Annotated in this window: 16 protein-coding genes; 11 read left to right on the top strand and 5 right to left on the bottom strand. The window is 30.5% G+C overall.

Features of this window, described 5'->3' with window-relative positions:
• Nucleotides 1–7 precede the first annotated feature (7 nt).
• From kdpB to AJ932_RS03065, 3 genes are read left to right on the top strand one after another with little or no spacing between them, the layout of a single operon-like run.
• Nucleotides 8–2,053 carry a potassium-transporting ATPase subunit KdpB gene (gene kdpB, locus AJ932_RS03075; RefSeq protein WP_070278450.1) on the top strand — a complete coding sequence of 682 codons (2,046 nt, stop codon included), beginning with the start codon at nucleotides 8–10 and terminating at the stop codon, nucleotides 2,051–2,053.
• A 1-nt stretch (nucleotide 2,054) separates the two neighbouring features.
• Nucleotides 2,055–2,663, top strand: a complete 609-nt coding sequence (gene kdpC, locus AJ932_RS03070; RefSeq protein ID WP_070278448.1) for a potassium-transporting ATPase subunit KdpC — start codon at nucleotides 2,055–2,057, stop codon at nucleotides 2,661–2,663.
• Between the two features lie 2 nt (nucleotides 2,664–2,665).
• The gene (locus tag AJ932_RS03065; protein WP_070276194.1) at nucleotides 2,666–4,597 is read left to right on the top strand and encodes a sensor histidine kinase; all 1,932 of its coding nucleotides are present in this window, start codon (nucleotides 2,666–2,668) and stop codon (nucleotides 4,595–4,597) included.
• Here AJ932_RS03065 and uvrB read toward each other — a convergent pair.
• Complete coding sequence (gene uvrB / locus AJ932_RS03060) at nucleotides 4,592–6,565, bottom strand: excinuclease ABC subunit UvrB (protein ID WP_070278447.1); 1,974 nt, start codon at nucleotides 6,563–6,565, stop codon at nucleotides 4,592–4,594. The two genes, AJ932_RS03065 and uvrB, sit on opposite strands and share 6 nt — an antisense overlap.
• A 153-nt stretch (nucleotides 6,566–6,718) precedes the next feature.
• Here uvrB and AJ932_RS03055 point away from each other — a divergent pair, with 153 nt between their 5' ends.
• The 4 genes from AJ932_RS03055 to AJ932_RS03040 are packed head-to-tail and all read left to right on the top strand — an operon-like array spanning nucleotide 6,719 to nucleotide 9,450.
• Entirely contained in the window at nucleotides 6,719–6,949 is a 231-nt protein-coding gene (locus tag AJ932_RS03055; RefSeq protein ID WP_002852327.1) for a hypothetical protein, read from the top strand.
• Nucleotides 6,939–7,181, top strand: coding sequence for a hypothetical protein (locus tag AJ932_RS03050; RefSeq protein WP_002854947.1), 243 nt, complete (start codon nucleotides 6,939–6,941; stop codon nucleotides 7,179–7,181). The genes AJ932_RS03055 and AJ932_RS03050 overlap by 11 nt, the downstream gene beginning before the upstream one ends.
• On the top strand, nucleotides 7,178–7,615 hold the full coding sequence (locus AJ932_RS03045; protein WP_002852324.1) for a prepilin-type N-terminal cleavage/methylation domain-containing protein: 438 nt from the start codon (nucleotides 7,178–7,180) through the stop codon (nucleotides 7,613–7,615). Before AJ932_RS03050 ends, AJ932_RS03045 begins: the two co-directional genes overlap by 4 nt.
• On the top strand, nucleotides 7,597–9,450 hold the full coding sequence (locus AJ932_RS03040) for a primosomal protein N' (protein ID WP_074469951.1): 1,854 nt from the start codon (nucleotides 7,597–7,599) through the stop codon (nucleotides 9,448–9,450). The genes AJ932_RS03045 and AJ932_RS03040 overlap by 19 nt, the downstream gene beginning before the upstream one ends.
• A gap of 9 nt (nucleotides 9,451–9,459) precedes the next feature.
• Here the strand turns inward: AJ932_RS03040 and AJ932_RS03035 are convergent, their stop codons facing one another.
• Nucleotides 9,460–10,854: a DUF2972 domain-containing protein gene (locus tag AJ932_RS03035; protein WP_070233197.1), complete on the bottom strand. Its 1,395-nt coding sequence runs from the start codon at nucleotides 10,852–10,854 to the stop codon at nucleotides 9,460–9,462.
• 146 nt (nucleotides 10,855–11,000) lie between these two features.
• Between AJ932_RS03035 and ispG the strand changes: the two genes are divergently transcribed.
• Entirely contained in the window at nucleotides 11,001–12,074 is a 1,074-nt protein-coding gene (gene ispG / locus AJ932_RS03030; protein WP_070276190.1) for a flavodoxin-dependent (E)-4-hydroxy-3-methylbut-2-enyl-diphosphate synthase, read from the top strand.
• A 29-nt stretch (nucleotides 12,075–12,103) separates the two neighbouring features.
• Here the strand turns inward: ispG and flgH are convergent, their stop codons facing one another.
• On the bottom strand, nucleotides 12,104–12,802 hold the full coding sequence (gene flgH / locus AJ932_RS03025) for a flagellar basal body L-ring protein FlgH (RefSeq protein WP_052801800.1): 699 nt from the start codon (nucleotides 12,800–12,802) through the stop codon (nucleotides 12,104–12,106).
• Between the two features lie 89 nt (nucleotides 12,803–12,891).
• Between flgH and pta the strand changes: the two genes are divergently transcribed.
• The 3 genes from pta to AJ932_RS03010 all read left to right on the top strand — a co-directional run bounded on the left by pta (nucleotide 12,892) and on the right by AJ932_RS03010 (nucleotide 16,160).
• The gene (gene pta, locus AJ932_RS03020; protein WP_074469949.1) at nucleotides 12,892–14,397 is read left to right on the top strand and encodes a phosphate acetyltransferase; all 1,506 of its coding nucleotides are present in this window, start codon (nucleotides 12,892–12,894) and stop codon (nucleotides 14,395–14,397) included.
• 13 nt (nucleotides 14,398–14,410) lie between these two features.
• Complete coding sequence (locus AJ932_RS03015) at nucleotides 14,411–15,598, top strand: acetate kinase (protein ID WP_070276189.1); 1,188 nt, start codon at nucleotides 14,411–14,413, stop codon at nucleotides 15,596–15,598.
• Between the two features lie 70 nt (nucleotides 15,599–15,668).
• On the top strand, nucleotides 15,669–16,160 hold the full coding sequence (locus AJ932_RS03010; RefSeq protein ID WP_002855147.1) for a hypothetical protein: 492 nt from the start codon (nucleotides 15,669–15,671) through the stop codon (nucleotides 16,158–16,160).
• On the opposite strand, the gene AJ932_RS03005 is transcribed toward AJ932_RS03010, so the two are convergent.
• Nucleotides 16,148–17,086: a hypothetical protein gene (locus AJ932_RS03005; RefSeq protein ID WP_004305554.1), complete on the bottom strand. Its 939-nt coding sequence runs from the start codon at nucleotides 17,084–17,086 to the stop codon at nucleotides 16,148–16,150. The genes AJ932_RS03010 and AJ932_RS03005 overlap by 13 nt on opposite strands.
• Complete coding sequence (gene rsmH, locus AJ932_RS03000; protein ID WP_074469948.1) at nucleotides 17,086–18,024, bottom strand: 16S rRNA (cytosine(1402)-N(4))-methyltransferase RsmH; 939 nt, start codon at nucleotides 18,022–18,024, stop codon at nucleotides 17,086–17,088. The genes AJ932_RS03005 and rsmH overlap by 1 nt, the downstream gene beginning before the upstream one ends.
• Between the last annotated feature and the right edge of the window lie 37 nt (nucleotides 18,025–18,061).

Raw genomic sequence — 18,061 nt, 5'->3', positions numbered from 1 at the left:
AGAGTCAATGTCTAAAAAACAAAATAAACTCATTACAAAAGAAATTTTAAATAATGCCATAAAAGGAGCATTTTTAAAATTTGATCCACGCTTTATGGTAAAAAATCCTGTTATGTTTATGGTGGAAGTTGGATTGATTCTTACTTTGATTTTAAGTATTTTTCCTACTTTGTTTAATGGAAATTCTGATGAAAGAATTTATAACATCTTAATCACTTTTATTTTATTTATAACCTTGCTTTTTGCAAATTTTGCAGAAAGTATTGCAGAAGGAAGGGGTAAAGCCCAAGCAGCTACTTTAAGACAAAGCAAAAAGGATTCTAAAGCTAGACGCATAAAAAGTGATGGCAGTGAAGAAATGCTTAATTCTAGCGAGTTAAAAATAGGTGATATAGTTTTAGTTAAAGCAGGTGAACTTATACCTAATGATGGAGAAATTATAGAAGGCGCTGCAAGTGTTGATGAATCAGCTATTACAGGTGAAAGTGCTCCTGTTATGCGTGAAGCGGGCGGTGATTTTTCTTCTGTTACAGGTGGGACTACGGTTTTAACTGATTTTTTAAAGATTAAAATTTTAGTTGGAGCTGGGGAAAGTTTTTTAGATAAAATGATCAATCTTGTAGAAGGTGCTGCGCGTCAAAAAACTCCAAATGAAATTGCTCTTAATACTCTTTTAATTGTTCTTAGTTTGAGTTTTTTGGTGGTGGTTGTAAGTTTATATCCTTTTATGCAATTTTTAGGCGTGAGTTTGCCTATTTCGTGGTTAGTAGCATTGCTTATATGTCTTATTCCTACAACTATAGGGGGGCTTTTATCAGCTATAGGAATAGCAGGTATGGACAGGGTAACGCGTTTTAATGTGATCGCACTTTCAGGCAAGGCTGTTGAAAGTTGTGGTGATGTTGATACTATGATTTTGGATAAAACAGGAACGATTACTTTTGGAAACCGTTTGGCAAATGAATTTTATGAAGTCCAAGGTATAAGTAAAGAAGAAATGATTAAAGCTTGTGTTTTATCCTCTTTAAAAGATGAAACTCCAGAAGGTAAAAGCATAGTTGCATTGGCTCAAAAAATGGATTATGAATTAGAAGGTAATGATATTAAAGAATTTATCGAATTTAGCGCTCAAAATAGAATGAGCGGTGTGGATTTGCAAGATAATACAAAAATTCGTAAAGGTGCTTTTGATGCTATAAGGGCTTATATAAGCGAAATGAATGGAAAAATTCCTAGTGATTTAGAAACTAAGGTAATGGAAATTTCAAATCTTGGTGGCACTCCTTTGGTAGTGTGTAAAAATGAAAAAATTTTAGGAGTAATTTATCTAAAGGATACAGTAAAACCAGGACTTAAAGAGCGCTTTGATGAGCTTAGAAAAATGGGCATAAAAACTTTAATGTGTACCGGAGATAATCCTTTAACAGCAGCTACTATAGCTAAAGAAGCAGGGCTTGATGGATTTATAGCAGAATGCAAGCCTGAAGATAAAATAGAAGCCATTAAAAAAGAACAAGCTCAAGGTAAGATAGTAGCCATGACAGGAGATGGAACCAATGATGCTCCAGCTCTTGCGCAAGCTGATGTAGGTATAGCTATGAACTCAGGAACTCAAGCAGCCAAAGAAGCAGCCAATATGATAGATCTTGATTCTAATCCTACTAAAATTTTAGAAGTAGTTGAAATAGGAAAAGGTTTGCTTATTACTAGAGGCAGTCTTACAACTTTTAGTATGGCAAATGATATTGCTAAGTATTTTGCTATTTTACCTGCTATGTTTAGTGTGGTTTTACCTCAAATGCAAATTTTAAATATTATGCATTTGGCTACCCCGCAAAGCGCTATTTTATCAGCACTTATTTTTAATGCTATTATTATACCTTTGCTCATACCTATTGCTATGCGTGGAGTTAAATTTAAGCCTATGAAAAGTGAGTATTTGCTTTTAAGAAATTTGAGTATTTATGGTTTAGGTGGTATGATAGCACCTTTTATAGGGATAAAAATAATTGATATTCCTACAGCTTGGATACTTAGAATTTTAGGAGTGTGATATGCTTAGAACTTTGCTTAGTTTTTTTGTGGTAATGCTAATATTGTGTACTCTTATTTATCCTTTTGCTTTAAATACAGTTGCAAAATTTATTTTTCCTTATCAATCAAGTGGAAGTTTAGTGGATAAAGAAGGTCGTCCGACTTTGGATATAAGCAAAGCGGTAGGTTCAAAGCTTTTGGGTCAAGATTTTAATAAGCCTTATTTTCTACATTCAAGAACATCTGTGTCAAATTACAATACAAGTGATACAAATGAAAGCAGTGTAAGTTCAGGTGGATTTAATTATGCTATGTCAAATCCTGCTTTGAAAGAGCGTGTGCAAAAAGATTTGCAAAAATTTTTAGATGAAAATCCGCAAATTACAAAAGAACAAATTCCTTTGGATTTGTTAAGCGCTTCAGGATCAGGTCTTGATCCTCATATCAGTCTTCAAGCAGCCCTAGTGCAAATTCCTAGGATAAGCCAATCTTCAAAAATCACCAAAGAAGAACTAGAAAAAATCATTCAAGAAAATACCGAGTCTAAATTTTTAGGGATTTTTGGGGAAGAAAAGGTTAATGTTTTAGCCGTTAATATAGCTATTGTTAAAGCCATGAAAAAAGAATAAACATGCAAAGACAAAGTCCTGAACAAATTCTTAAAAAACTTGAGGTTAAAGCCAAGGAAGAAGAAAAAAACAAACTTGCAAAATTAAAAATCTTCTTAGGTTATGCTGCAGGTTCTGGAAAAACTTATGCTATGTTAAGTGAAGCTAGAACTTTAAGGGATAATGGAGTTGATGTTGTTTTAGGCTATATAGAGCCTCACGATAGACCTGAAACAATGGCTTTAACACAAGGTTTTGAAAGTATAGCTAATCTTGAAATTCCTTATAAAAATATAGTATTAAAAGAGTTTGATTTAGACGCTACCCTTAAGAGAAAACCTGCTTTGGTTTTAGTAGATGAGCTTGCACACACTAATGCTAAAGGTTTGCGTAATGAAAAGCGTTTTCAAGATATAGAAGAACTTCTAAAAGCAGGTATTGATGTTTATACTACTTTAAATATACAACATTTAGAAAGTTTAAATGATTTAGTCGCTAATATCAGTAAGATAGAAGTTAAAGAGCGTATTCCTGATCGTATTTTTGATGATGCTGATCAGGTTGAACTTGTTGATATTGAACCCAATAAGCTTTTAAAAAGAATGCAAGATGGCAAAATTTATAAGGAAAAACAAGCTAAACTAGCACTTGAAAATTTCTTTCGCCAAGAAAGACTTATAGCTTTGCGTGAGATTGCCTTAAGAAGACTTGCTTCAAGAGTGAATTTAAGAGCAAGTGAACAAAGGCTTATTAATGATGATTTAGCTTATCATACTGGAGAGCATATTTTAGTTTGTATTAATGCTTCAAATGCAAAGGTTATTCGTGCAGCTGCAAGACTTGCTTTAGCTTTTCATGCTAAATTGAGTGCGCTTTATATAAAAAATCCCAATATTAAAGAAGAAAAAGCCTTAGAAGAAAATATAGAACTAGCTAAAAGTTTTAATGCTGAAATCATTAGCGTATATGATGATGATATAGCAAGACAAATTGCAGAGTATTCAAGCCTTAGCAATGTTTCTAAAATTGTTTTAGGTAAAAATAAAGATAAAAAAAAGTTTAAAGAAGAGATTTTTGAAGCTGTTGCTAAAAAAGCACCCAATATTGATTTATATCTTGTCAATGAAAATCAAATTTCTACTCCTAAAATACGAAGTAAAAAAGGTTTTGATTTTTTAGGTTTTTTAAAAATCACAGGAGTTTTGCTTTTGGCAACTTTTATAGCTTTTGTGTTTCATAAATTTAATACTCAGCCAAGTAATATAGTTATGATTTTTATTTTAGCAGTTTTTGCTTCTTCTTTTATTTCTGATAATAAAATTTTCGCCTTTTATTCTTCTTTGGTAAGTGTTTTGATTTATAATTTTTTCTTTTTAGAGCCTATTTTTAGTCTTAAAGTTCATGATAGTGGAAATATTATTACTTTTACAACTATGTTTATAGTTGGATTTTTAACAGCTGTTTTTACTAGAAGATTAAAATTGCAATCTAAAGAACTCACTAAAAGAGCTTATAGAACAGCTATTTTGCTTGAAAATAGTGAAAAGTTAGCAAGAGTGAAAAGCAAACAAGAACTTTGGGAACAACTTGGAAATCAAGCTTTAAAATTATTAAATTTACCTATTATTATTTATCCTATAAATAAAAACAATATTTTATCGAAACCTTTGTTGTTTTTTAACGATGATAAGCAAATGTTAAAAAATTGTTTTAGTGCTGATGAGATTGCTATTGCTCAATGGGTTGCAACAAATAAAGAAAGAGCAGGTGTTTGTACAAATACCCTGCCTAATGCTAATGCTATGTATTTACCTATAGAAGATGGAGAAAAAACTAAAGGGGTCATAGGTATAGTTTTAAAAGAAAAACGTCCCTTACAAGACTTTCAGTATGAAATTTTAAGTGCTTTACTTAATGAGGCAGGAGTTAGAACAAGGGATATATTTTTATTATAAATCCCTTAATTTATTAATCTCATCTCTAATTGCAGCAGCTTTTTCAAACTCAAGTGCTTTTGCTGCTTCAAGCATTTGCTTTCTTAATTCCTTGACAAGTTTTGCTCTTTCGCTAGCTGGCATTTTTTCTAGTTTTTTACCTTTGCGATAAATTTCGCCTAAATCCTCTTCATTTTTCAAACTTTCTTCAATATGGCGTTTGACTGAAGTTGGGGTAATATTGTATTTTTTATTATAAGCCATTTGAAGTTTGCGGCGTTCATTGGTGGTATCCATAGCTTCTTGCATGGATTTTGTAATCTTTTTACAAAAAAGCAAAACCTTACCATTGACATTTCTAGCTGCTCTTCCCATGGTTTGGATTAAACTTGTTGTACTTCTTAAAAAGCCTTCCTTATCTGCATCCATAATGGCAATGAGTGAAACTTCAGGCAAATCAAGTCCTTCTCTAAGTAAGTTAATGCCAATTAGCATATCAAAAGCACCGCTTCTTAAACCTCTTATGATTTCATTGCGTTCTATAGCATCGATATCTGAGTGCATGTATTTGACTTTTATACCAAGTTCTAAATAATACCTTGTAAGTTCTTCAGCGAGTTTTTTAGTCAGCACGGTTACTAAAACCCGTTCGTTTCTTTGTATGACTTTTTTAGCCTCATCAAATAAAATTTCAACCTGATTATCACTATCTTTTAATTCTATTAAAGGATCAAGCAGTCCTGTAGGACGCATGATTTGATGAAAGATATTTTCTTTACTCAGTTCAAGTTCTAAAGGTGCAGGTGTGGCTGAAACAAAAAGAAATTGACAATTTTTATGGATAAATTCATCAAACATTAAAGGACGGTTATCCAAGGCTGAAGGCAAACGAAAACCATAATCAACCAAGGTTTGTTTTCTGCTTCTATCTCCTGCAAACATACCCCTAAATTGTGGTAAAGATACATGGCTTTCATCGACTATAACAAGAAATTTTCTATCTTTAATCGCAAAATAATCAAAAAGCGTATAAGGAGTATCACCTTCTTTAAGTCCTGTTAAATGCCTTGCATAATTTTCAACACCTTTACACATTCCTGTGCTTGTAAGCATTTCAAGATCAAATTCAACCCTTTGTTTAAGGCGTTGATATTCTACGAGTTTATTTTCATGTTCAAAATAAGCAAGGCGTTCGTTAAGTTCTGCTTTGATATCTTTTATCGCTTGTTTTAGTCTTATTTCGCCCACGCTAAACTGGCTTGTAGGATAGAGTATGAAGCGTTTTAAATCTTTGCCTTTTTTATTTTCTAAAACATTGTAATGATACATAGTATCAAGCTCATCGCCAAAAAATTCAAGCCTTACTACTTCATCTTCATAATAAGCTGGATAAATGTCTATAATATCTCCTTGAACTCTAAAATCTGCACGATCAAAAAAATTATCATTTCTTTTATAACCCATATCTACAAGTTTTTTTAAAAGTTCTTTTTGTGAAATTTGCATACCTAGTTCAAAGATTAAAACCATGCCTATGTATTCATTTGGATTACCAAGTCCATAATTTGCCGAAACACTAGCTATGCAAACTACATCTTCATAACTTAAAAGAGAAGCAGTAGCACTCAGTCTTAAACGTTCTAAGTCTTCGTTAGTAGAGCTGTCTTTTTCTATGAAAACATCAGTGCGTGGGATATAGGCTTCAGGTTGATAATAATCATAATAAGATATAAAATATTCCACATGATTTTTAGAAAAAAAGCCTTTAAATTCGCTATAAAGTTGAGCGCAAAGGCTTTTGTTGTGACTCATGATAAGAGTGGGTATATTAAGTTCTTTAATGACATTTGCCATGGTAAAGGTTTTTCCACTTCCTGTAACGCCTAGTAAGGTTTGATATTTGTTGCCTTTTTTTATACTTTTTACTATGCCTTTTATGGCTTCTTGTTGATCGGGACTGGGTTTAAATTCGCTGGTAAGTTCTAACATTTTTCTACTTTATTTTTATTTTTGAAAAAATTTTAAAAGAAAATGCTTTAATTAAAAATTAATTGACAATAAAAACCTAAATTTAAATTTTTTTCTGCTACAATATCAAATAATATTTTCCATAAATTACAAATTTCTTAAGAAGGCAAAAATATGTTTGATGAAAAAATAATCAATACTATGACAGATAAAGTAAATGAATTAATTGAAAAGTATAACGAAGTTTGCGAAGCCAATGAGGCTTTAAGAAATGAGCTTGTAAGCGTTAAAGCACAAAATGAAGCAAAAAGTAATCAAATCATGCGTTTAGAAGAAGAACTTAAATCTCGCAATATAGAAAGCGAAGATATTTATAAGAAAATAGAGGCTGTTCTTGGCAGATAATCTAAAACAAGTCATTGTTAATGTCAATGCAAAAGATTTCATTGTTAAGTGCAGTGAAGAATTTGCAAATTTTTTAGAAGATGATATCGCTTTGATTTCTGGCGGTACAAAAAAAATAGAACTTAAACGCTTTGTAGATGCGTTTGTTAAAAAAAGTTATGAAAATTATATTTTAGAAAGAGAACTTAAGAAACTAATAAAAGCAATCAATGAAGAACTCCCGACAAAATGAATAAAGCTTTTACTCTGCTTGAGCTTGTTTTTGTGATTTTGATTTTGGGAATTTTATCAAGCTTATCTTTATCTTTTATCAATACTACAAAAGATGAGGTTAAAATTTTAAAATTAAAAATGGACTATGAAATGCTAAGCTCGGCTCTTGCTTTAATGCGTAGTCAAATGAGACTTAAAAATTTAAATTTTCCAGAAATTTTAGATAATGCGCAAAACAATCAAGCCAAAGAAAAACTCTTTTATTGTTTAAATGATTGTGATTATTCTTTGCTTGATACGCCTATTTATTCTGATTTTAAATCTTGGATAAAAATAGGTAAAAATCACTATAGATTTGCATTAAACGCCAAAGAGATGGTTGAATTTATTTATGATTCTAAAGAAGGTTTGTTAAAGTGTATAGGAAGTTCTAGATGCAAAGATTTGATATAAGATATTATGAACTTGCAATTTGTGGTTTGTATTTGGATAATTTAACTTTTCATAGTTTTGATGAAATCAAACCTTTAACACAAGTATTAGTGGATTTAAAAACTAAAAAAAACCTTAAAGCTATCGTGCTTAAAGAATGTCAAAAACCTGATTTTAAAACCGTAGAAATTAAAGAAATTACAGGGTATTTTCTAACTCCTTTGCAATTTGAATTAGCAAATTTTATTGTTTATTATTATGCTTCAAAACTTGGTTTTGTTTTGGGATTTTTTGAAACTAGTCCTAAGTATGAATGTCAAAAAATGTTTTTTAAAGATACCCCTAAGCTAAGCAATCAACAACAAAATGCCTTAAGTTTTCTTCAAAAAGAAAATAATTCCTTGCTTTTTGCTGATACGGGTAGTGGCAAGACTGAAATTTATATTTCTTTGATAAAAGAGTGTTTGGAACAGGGTAAGCAAGCTTTGCTTTTGATGCCAGAAATCGCACTTACTCCACAAATGAAAAAGCGTTTGGAAGTGTATTTTAAGGATAATTTTTTCCTGTGGCATTCTAAAATTTCAAAGAAAAAAAAGCAAGAATATTTAGAGCGTTTTTGCAAGGGAGAAGTGCTTTTAGTAGCGGGTGCAAGATCGGCTTTGTTTTTGCCTTTTAGAAATTTAGGACTTATTGTAGTAGATGAAGAACATGATAATTCTTACAAGGCTTCTAGTCAGCCTTTTATCAATGCAAGAGATTTAGCACTTTTTTTGGGTCAAAAAAATAATATTAAAGTGGTTTTAGGTTCTGCAACCCCATCTTTGACGAGTTTTTACAAACAAAAAAGTTTTAGACTAAAAGGAACTTTTTTTGAGAGCAAAAAACATTTTTTATATGATGAAAATGAGCTTGGTATAACACCTATGCTTTTAAGCGAATTAGAAAAAAGTTTAAAACATCAAAAACAAGCTATAGTGTTTTTACCTACAAGGGCTAATTTTAGGCAAATCATTTGCAAGGATTGCGGAGAAACGATAAAATGTCCTTTTTGTTCTATTGCTATGAGTATGCATAAAAAGAAAAATGTTTTAAAATGTCATTATTGTAATTATACTTCTTTAATAGAGCAAAATTGTCCAAGTTGTAAAGGAGAAATGTTAGAAGCTAGAAAAATGGGGACTGCTGAACTTTTAGAGCTTTTGCAAAATGCTTTGCCTTTAGCAAAAATAGCAAAATTTGATAGCGATGAAATCACAAGCGTTAAAAAGCTTAATACTATTTTAAAAGACTTTAATGAAAATAAGATCGATATACTTATTGGCACCTCTATGCTTGCTAAAGGGCATGATTATCATAGTGTGGATTTGAGTGTGATTTTAGGACTTGATGAGTATTTGTTGCGTCCTAGTTTTAGAGCGAGTGAAGAAACTTTAGCTTTAGCTATGCAAGTTGCAGGTAGGGCAGGGCGTAAAGGTGAAGCAAGAGTGCTTTTACAAACAAAAAATAGAGCTTTTTTTGAAAAGTATATAGAGGATTATGATGCTTTTTTAAAAGATGAGTTAGAAAATAGAAAAGATCTTTACCCTCCATTTAAACGCCTTTTAAGAGTTCTTATAGAAGATAAAGATCAACAATCCTCACAAAAGCTCTGCGAAAAACTTGCCTATCAATTTAAAAATATCAAACAAGTAGAATTGGTAGGCTATGGAATTTGTGGAGTTGAAATGCTGCATGGAAAATATCGTTTTTATTTATTGCTTAGAAGTGAAAATTATAAAGCTTTAGTGGCAATTGAAAATTATATTTTGCAATTTAAAAATGTAAGTGCGGATATTGATCCTATTGATTTTGTGTAAGTAAGATAATTATTTATCTTTGTATATCTTTTCAAATTCTTTATAATATTTCCAAGAGTCAATAATATGAGGATGTGTTTGTTTTAAATGATTTAGTTCATTTTCAAAAATATTAAAAAAAGTATAAATAAGTGATTTATTTTTTATAAAATAATCTATTACATCTTTTTCTTTCATCATTTTTGATTCTGTTTCATCTATGGTTATTTTAATTTGATATAAAAAATCATACAAATAATGTTTAATTGTTGAAAATAAAAGATTGTTTTGTTCTAATTGTTTAAAATCATTTTTATCAATATATACACCCATATCATTACATAGGTCGTTTTTTATAATTTCTTGTATTATGTCTATTTTTTCATGATTGATATGTTTTCTGTCTAAAATTATGGGAATGCTAGAAGTTTTATCAATATTGAAATTTTTATTATTTTTAGGAGTATTAATATAAAAGGTGTTATTAATATCTTTAGAATTTGCATAGAGTGTGATAGGAAAAAGATAGCGAATATAACCTCTAAATTCTTTAATTTTAAATAAATCTAATTTATCTTTATGGGGGGGGGTAAAATTAAAATTTATAGCAAGCAAATTCATAGTATCAAAGGCCTTTGATTGACGGATTTCTTCCATATCAAGATAGTATACATTGTCTTTGTTAAAATATTTTAATAAATAAGAGATGATAAAAACTCCTTGTTGTAGTTCGTTTATATCGATTTTAATTTTATGATTTTGATGAGTAAGATAGTCAATATAATAACGCCAATCATAAGTTAGATTAAATTCAGAGGGATAGTTTCTTAAAACTTTACTCCAATCTCTTCCCCAGTTGTGCTTTAAAATTCCTATTGGATCGCGAACTCCGCAAATAATTTTAGAGTTAAAATCCAATAAAGATAGATATTTATCAAAATAAGGTAGATTAATTTCTGATATATTAATAGCATATTGAGTAATCGTATTGTCATTTAGACACATGTAATTAAGACAATATCTTTCTTTGGCATCAGGTGGTAAAACCCAGGAGGCAAAACAAGTTACATCGCAACATTGATTAAGGTATCTTAAAAATGCTGCTGCTCCAACGCCATGTGGAGAAATATAGATAAATTTATAGTGTTTAGGTAGGGGTAAATTTAAATCCCAGGCTAATTCTGCACAATGTCGACTAGCATCTATTTCTATGAAATTAGGATTGATTAAAGGTGGATAAGGATGTTTTGTTGATAAATATCTATTCTTAAATTCGCTAGAATTGAGCCAAGTGCAAATTGTTTCAATATTTTTCAAAACAAAGGTAAAAAATTTTTCATTATTTGAATTTTTTAAAGCTTGTAAAAGAATTTGAGCTAGGGTTGGAGTTAGGTTATTTTTTATATAGAGTAAAAGATTTTGCATATAATCTCTTTTAATTGTATTTAATTTATATATAATTCATAAATATTTAAATATCATGAAATTTAAATATATTATCAAAAATAAACTTTAATTAAAGCAATAAAAAGTTAAAATTTGATATTAAAATTTTTTTAAAGAGTGAAGTTATGGAGTATAAAAGATTCAAAACCAGACAAATCAAAGTAGGAGATGTTTTAATAGGCGGTGATGCACCCATTTCAGTTCAATCTATGCTTTTTACTAAGACAAGAGATATAGAAGGTTCTTTAGAGCAAATCAATCGTCTTTATTTTGCAGGAGCAAATATAGTGCGTTTGGCGTGCTTGGATATGGCCGATGCAAGGGCTTTAAAAGAGATTAAAGCTAAAAGTCCTTTGCCTTTAATTGTAGATATTCATTTTAATCATAATTTGGCTGTATATTGTGCTGAATTTATCGATGGAGTGCGTATAAATCCTGGCAATATAGGTTCTAAAGAAAATATCAAAGAAGTGGTAAAAGCATGTAAAGAACAGGGTATCCCTATACGCATCGGTGTAAATCACGGCTCCATAGAAAAACAATTTAGCAATAAATTTGGCTATGGTGTCGATGCTATGCTAGAAAGTGCGATGTATAATATCAAGCTTTTAGAGGATTTAGACTTTTTTGATATTAAAATTTCCATGAAGACTTCAGATGCTCAAAAAACTATAGAAGCTTATGAGAGATTAAGACCGCTTTGTGATTATCCTTTTCACTTAGGGGTAACTGAAGCAGGAACTAAATTTCATAGCACTGTAAAAAGTTCTATAGCTTTAGGAAATTTACTTCTTAAAGGTATAGGCGATACTATGCGTGTTTCTATGACGGGTGAGCTTGAAGAGGAAATTCGTGTAGCAAGAGCGATTTTGCAAGATAGTGGAGTGCAAAAAAGCGGAGTAAATATCATCTCATGTCCAACTTGCGGTAGGATTCAAAGTGATTTGTTAAGCGCGATTAAAATCGTAGAAGAAAAAACCAAGCATATAAAAGAACCTTTAAATATCAGTGTTATGGGTTGTGTAGTAAATGCTTTAGGTGAAGCTAAGGGCGCTGATGTGGCTATAGCCTTTGGGAAAAATCAAGGACTTGTTATAAGACATGGTGAAGTTGTAGCTAAATTAAAAGAAAGTGAACTTGTAGATAGATTTTTAGCTGAAGTTGAAGATGAGGTTAAAAGTAGGACTGTAAAAGAATAAAAGCTAAGAAGCAAGGTTTAACCTTGCTTTTAGAATGGCCATATCGCTTCTATAACTTTGCTACCCCAAGGTTTTCTTGTGCTTCTATCCACTTCACCTTCTGTTTTATAAAGAATTTTAGCATCTGCTATATATTTACTATCTATAGTATTGTCTTGACCGATGTCATAAGGACGAATAACACCGCTTAATTGTATGATTTGTTTCTCTCCGTTGATTAAAAGCTCTCTTGAGCCTTCGATAAAATAATTACCATTTGATAAAATTTTAATTACACGCGTTGAAATTGTAGTCTTGAAACTTTCATTTCTGCTTTGTGAGCCTGTTCCTGTGTAGTTGTTTGAACTATTGGTTTGAAAGCCTATATTAGAATAAGCATTGACTTTATTAAGAGCATTAGCTACCACTCCTGAACTTCCTGTTAAAGCACCTCCGCCTAAATTTGAGGTATTAGTTCTACTTGTTGCTTTATTAGCTTGTGTGCTTTGAGTGGTACTTTCTTGTATAACAACTGTAACTAAATCATTTACATTCATAGCTTTTTTATCTGAAAATAAAGGATTATCCCCTTTGCCAAAAAGCGATCCTGGTGCACTTTCTACATTATTACTTTGTTTTGGTGCAAGTTCTTCTACATAAGCAGGTGGTTTCATTGAAATTTGCGGATCAACCGTTGCAGAACAACCAAAAAATGCAAACGGTAACACATAAAATAAAACTTTTTTCATTTTCGTCCTTTAAAATATGAATTTTTATTTTTCTTTGTTAAAATTAGAAAAAGCAAAGAGTGTTCCACATTTATAAATTCAAGGAGAAAATGATGGCAAATCTTTATTTGATGAGATCTAGAAGTGATGAGTTAAATACTATTATTAGTACAAATTTGCTTAAAAATTATAGCAAAATTTACAAAAATATCGCAATTTATTGCCCTGTAATATACATACATCGCGTCCCTGTTTTGCAAGGTTGGTTGGAAGAATTTAATATCAATCAAACTGTAAAAAGCGCTTATGGTTTTACCTTTAGAGAGGCAATGGAGGAATTTAGCAAAGATCCTCATAATTTTTTTAATGTTATTTTAGAAGAATACGAAGAGTTAAAACGCAAATACGATTTTGTGCTTGTAAATAGCTTTTGCGAATTTGGAATACTTGATGGATTTGATCTTAGTATAAAATTGGCTAAAAATCTTAATACCCCTATCGCTGCTATTATTAACGATGAAGATAAACTTATAGCTCAAAAATATTTCGATCATGCCCTAGATGGTCGTAATTATGTTTTGATTAATGAAAAATTTAATTTTGAAGAAGTGCAAAAGCTTGAAGAGTATGATTTTATAACTCCGCATCGTTTTAAATATGAATTGATTAAACAAAGCGTAAAAAATAAAAAAACTGTTGTTTTGCCAGAAAGTAATGATGAGAGAATTTTAAAAGCTGCTGAAATTTTATTAAAAAGTAAAGTTGTTGATCTTATTTTATTGGGTGATGAGGAAAAAATCAAACAAGATGCTGCTAGATTAAGTCTTGATTTAAGTACTATACAAATTATGAATCCGCTCAATTCAGAATATAATCAAGAATTTACTTCCATTCTTTATGAGGCAAGAAAATCTAAAGGAATGAGTTTAGAAGAGGCTAAGATGCTAGTTCAGGATAAAACTTATTTTGGAACTTTGCTTATACATACTGGAAAAGCTGATGCTATGGTTAGTGGAGCATCAACTACTACGGCTGAAACAATTCGCCCTGCATTGCAGCTTATTAAAACCAAAGAAGGTATTAGTTCTGTTTCGGGAATTTTCTTTATGGGGCTTGAAGATCAAGTTTTAGCTTTTGCGGATTGTGCTGTAAATCCAAGTCCAACTGCTGAACAGCTTGCAACTAGTGCTTATGTAAGTGCTATGACTGCTAAATCTTTTGGACTTGAACCAAGAATAGCTTTGCTTTCTTATTCTAGTGGTGATAGCGGTAAAGGGGAAAGTGTAGATCTTGTAAAAGAAGCATTAAAAATTGCTAAAGAAAAATACCCTGAGTTAAATATAGATGGTCCTATGCAGTTTGATTGCGCTTATGATCTAAAGACTGCGGCAAAGAAAATGCCAAATTCTAAGATAGCAGGCCATGCAAATGTATATATTTTTCCTGATCTTAATGCAGCAAATATTTGTTACAAAGCAGTTCAAAGAACCGCTAATGCTTTAGCAATCGGTCCTATTTTACAAGGTCTTAAAAAACCTGTTAATGATTTAAGTCGTGGATGTTTGGTAGATGATATTGTAGATACTGTTATTTTAAGTGCTATACAAGCTCAATAGAAAGGAATAATAAATGAAAATTTTAGTTTTAAATTCAGGTTCTTCATCGATTAAATTTAAATTTTTTGATAATAAAATCGTTAAAGCCAGTGGCTTAGTAGAGAAAATCGGAGAGCAAAATTCAAAAGTTATATTAAAAAATGTTTTAAATAATGAAAGTTTTGAAAGAGAATTAACAATAAATAATCACGAAGAAGGACTTAGTATAGTTAATGAGCTTTTTAAAGAATCAGGAATTTTAGCGGATTTAAATGCTCTTGATGGCTGTGGTCATCGTATAGTTCATGGGGGAAGAAATTTAAGTGAGCATTGTTTAGTAGATGACTATGTTCTTAAAGAGATAGATAGGGTTAGTATTTTTGCTCCTTTGCATAATCCTGCCCATTTAGCAGGTATAAAAACAATGATTAAAGCTGCACCTAGTGTTGCTAATGCAGCTATTTTTGATACAGCTTTTCATCGCACTATGCCTGATTTTGCTTATATGTATGCTTTGCCTTATGATTTTTATGATAAGCATAATATTAGAAGATATGGTTTTCATGGGACTTCCCATGCTTATGTTAGTTCTAGAGCGGCAAAATTTCTTCAAAAAGATCAAGATGAATTAAATGTTATCTCTGCTCATCTTGGAAATGGTGCAAGTGTATGTGCTATAGAAAAAGGTAAGAGTGTGGATACTTCTATGGGATTTACTCCGCTTGAAGGACTTATTATGGGAACGCGTTGCGGGGATATAGATCCTGCTATTTTACCTTTTATAAGTCATGTCAAAGGTTTAACTATAGAAGAAATAGACACACTGATGAATAAAAAAAGTGGAGTATATGGAATTTGCGGTTATAATGATTTTAGAGATATGGAACGAGAGATAAAGCAAGGTGATGATAAAGCACGTTTGGCTCTTGATATGTTTTGCTATCGTCTTGTAAAATACATAGGAGCCTACTTTGCTGTGTTGCCAAAAACCGATGCTATTATTTTTACAGGTGGCATAGGAGAAAATGATAGTTTGGTTCGACAAAAAGTATGTGAGAGATTAGCTCATCTTGGTATCGAGTTAGATTTTGAACTTAACAAACAAAGGATTTCGGGCGAAAGAATGATAAATCATGCAAATTCTAAAGTTAAAGTGCTTGTTATTCCTACAGATGAAGAATTAGAAATCGCTAGAATTACAGAAGAATTAATAAGCAATTGAAAGAGGTTTATATTTAGTAAAAATTAATTTTCTTTAGATAAAATTTTAATTAAAAAATAAAGCATGGATTATGAAAAAATTTAAAGAATTTAGCCTTCGTTTTTTATTTAAAGTATCAGAACAACCTGTTTTAGTGAAGGATTTATTAGAGGCAAATGCACTTTTTAATGACGGTATGCTTGTAGATCCTTCTAAGCTAAATTTTAATTTCAAAATTCTAAATTCTTATATTTATTTTGGTGTTTTTTGTGCTGTGGTTTTGTTACCATTGCTTTTAATTACTCATTATTTTTTAACAAAACTTGACTTTCATATAAGCATAGTGAGTGCTGTTATGGTTACTGCTTGTGTATTTATAGGATATGATATTTTTAAAGTTTATACTCGCAAAATAATCTCAAAAAAAATAATACAAAAAGCCTGGGCTTTGCATTTCCCTTATTTTGCTTATGAAAAATACTCTATAATGGCAGGTGAAATTTATAAGGAAGCCTTAAAAGAGGAAATTCCAAAAGCAAATTTAGAGCAGTATGTTTTAGATAAGATTATTCATTCTAAATAGTCTAAAATTTGATTTTGGAATCGCATATTTTCAAGCCTTCTTTTTAAATCTTTATTTTCTTCGTTTAAAACGCTTTCTTCTGTTCTTAATGTAGCAATTTCTCTACTAAGATAATAAATTTGATTTCTAATATAAATTTGTGGAGCAAATAAAAATAACGCAAAACTAACAAGTAAAGCCGCAAAAAGAAGATGATTGAAATTTAGGTTTCTATCTTCTTTGGTGGCATTAGAGTAGCCTTCTAATAAAACATTTTTTGCCTTTTGAGCATCTTCATCATTTTGTTGTTTTTCTTGGGCTTGATTGGATGGTTTTGGAAGTTCTTGTTTATTTTCTTGTGGTGTTATCTTTTTTTGTAAATTTTCCAAACTTTGTTTAATATCGGGTTGTTTTTTAATATCAGGTCGTTTTTCTATAGTTTGGGAATTTTGTATTTTAGGCTCAGTTTTTTGAATTTTTTCTATAGATTTTATAGATTCTTTTTTTTCTTTTTTATCTTGGATAGGATTTTGATCATTTTTTGTTTGAATTTTTGGTTTGGTTTGAATATTTTTTATCTCGTTTATTTTTTTTCTTCCAAACGAAAAAATCTTTTTAGTTTTTTTATTTTCTTCTTTTTTCCTTTCTTTCATTTTGGAAAAAAATTTTTTAGCAAGAGATTGCTTTTCTTCTAATTTAACATTGATCAGATCTTCTTTTAAATATATATTTGATTTTTTAGTATGTTTTGACTCATACTCTTCATCGAGTTCTTCTAAGAATTTATTAGGAGTCTTTTTTTTAAAACGACGTCTTAAAATATCATCGCTAGAAATTTCATCTCTTAAATCATCATCAAGCGGTTTGCCTTGATTTATAGCGCGAGAAAATTTCAGCATTTTTTGGCGTATGTTTTGGCGTTCTTTTATAAAATCATCTTCTAGCATTATTTATTGTCCAAATTATTAAAATAAAAAGCCCGCATTTTAGCACAACTAGAGCGAGAATTTTTTAAAAGTTCTTCCTTGCTTGCACTTATAGCTTTTTTGGTTATTATTTGCCCTAGGCTATGGTTATTTCCACATTCGCAACGCATTATTTTTTCATCACAAATGCAGTTTTTTGACCATTTTTTGAAAAAATTTTTTACTATTCTATCTTCCAAAGAATGAAAACTAATGATTGCTAAAATGCAATTTTTTGGTTTTAAATTTTCTAAATGCCCAAGAAAATCTTTAAGCACTTTAAGTTCTTGATTTACTTCTATTCTAATGGCTTGAAATGCTAAAGTGGCTTTGGAAATTTTTCTATGATTTTGTTTGCCTTTTCCTATGATTTGATAAAGTTCCTTGGCGCTTTTGATTGGATTTTTACTTCTTTCTAGGCAAATTTTTTCAGCAATAAAATGTGCATCGTGCAATTCTCCATAATCTTTAAAAATGGAAGTTAATTGCTCTTTTGTATAAGCATTAATAATCTCATAAGCCGATATTTTGGAGTTTTGATTCATTCTCATATCCAAAAAGTCAGAATTTACACTAAAACCTCTTTCGTTATTATCGAGTTGAAATGAAGAAACTCCAATGTCTGCTAAAATGCCTCTTAATTCTTCTTTATGTGAAATTTTTTCTAAAACTTCACTAAAATTACTTTGTATAAAAGTTATCCTATTGTGAAAATCTTTAAGACGTTTTTTAGAAAATTCTAAAGCTTGTTGATCTTGATCACAAGCAATGAATTTAAGATCAGGATGATTTTTAAGCAAAGCTTCACTATGTCCGCCAAATCCTAAAGTGCAGTCTAAAAAATAACCTGTTTTAAGATTTTTAAAAATCTCTTGAACTTCATTAAGCAAAACTGGGATATGAGGAATTTCCAAAATCAATCCTAATAAATTTTTATAAGCTATAATTATAACTAAA

The organism is Campylobacter sp. BCW_6873 (assembly GCF_001762365.1).
Classification (GTDB): Bacteria; Campylobacterota; Campylobacteria; order Campylobacterales; family Campylobacteraceae; genus Campylobacter_D; species Campylobacter_D jejuni.
Note: the sequence above shows the minus strand (reverse complement) of the source record. Positions and strands in the feature narration are given on the sequence as shown.

Bases quoted from the DNA above. Each gene is read 5' to 3' on its own strand.
- uvrB (WP_070278447.1), bottom strand. From the start codon at position 6,565: ATGTTAGAACTTACCAGCGAATTTAAACCCAGTCCCGATCAACAAGAA.
- AJ932_RS03045 (WP_002852324.1), top strand. From the start codon at position 7,178: ATGAATAAAGCTTTTACTCTGCTTGAGCTTGTTTTTGTGATTTTGATT.
- AJ932_RS03005 (WP_004305554.1), bottom strand. From the start codon at position 17,086: ATGCTAGAAGATGATTTTATAAAAGAACGCCAAAACATACGCCAAAAA.
- ispG (WP_070276190.1), top strand. From the start codon at position 11,001: ATGGAGTATAAAAGATTCAAAACCAGACAAATCAAAGTAGGAGATGTT.
- AJ932_RS03055 (WP_002852327.1), top strand. From the start codon at position 6,719: ATGTTTGATGAAAAAATAATCAATACTATGACAGATAAAGTAAATGAA.
- kdpB (WP_070278450.1), top strand. From the start codon at position 8: ATGTCTAAAAAACAAAATAAACTCATTACAAAAGAAATTTTAAATAAT.
- kdpC (WP_070278448.1), top strand. From the start codon at position 2,055: ATGCTTAGAACTTTGCTTAGTTTTTTTGTGGTAATGCTAATATTGTGT.
- AJ932_RS03035 (WP_070233197.1), bottom strand. From the start codon at position 10,854: ATGCAAAATCTTTTACTCTATATAAAAAATAACCTAACTCCAACCCTA.
- pta (WP_074469949.1), top strand. From the start codon at position 12,892: ATGATGGCAAATCTTTATTTGATGAGATCTAGAAGTGATGAGTTAAAT.
- AJ932_RS03010 (WP_002855147.1), top strand. From the start codon at position 15,669: ATGAAAAAATTTAAAGAATTTAGCCTTCGTTTTTTATTTAAAGTATCA.
- AJ932_RS03040 (WP_074469951.1), top strand. From the start codon at position 7,597: ATGCAAAGATTTGATATAAGATATTATGAACTTGCAATTTGTGGTTTG.
- AJ932_RS03015 (WP_070276189.1), top strand. From the start codon at position 14,411: ATGAAAATTTTAGTTTTAAATTCAGGTTCTTCATCGATTAAATTTAAA.
- AJ932_RS03065 (WP_070276194.1), top strand. From the start codon at position 2,666: ATGCAAAGACAAAGTCCTGAACAAATTCTTAAAAAACTTGAGGTTAAA.
- flgH (WP_052801800.1), bottom strand. From the start codon at position 12,802: ATGAAAAAAGTTTTATTTTATGTGTTACCGTTTGCATTTTTTGGTTGT.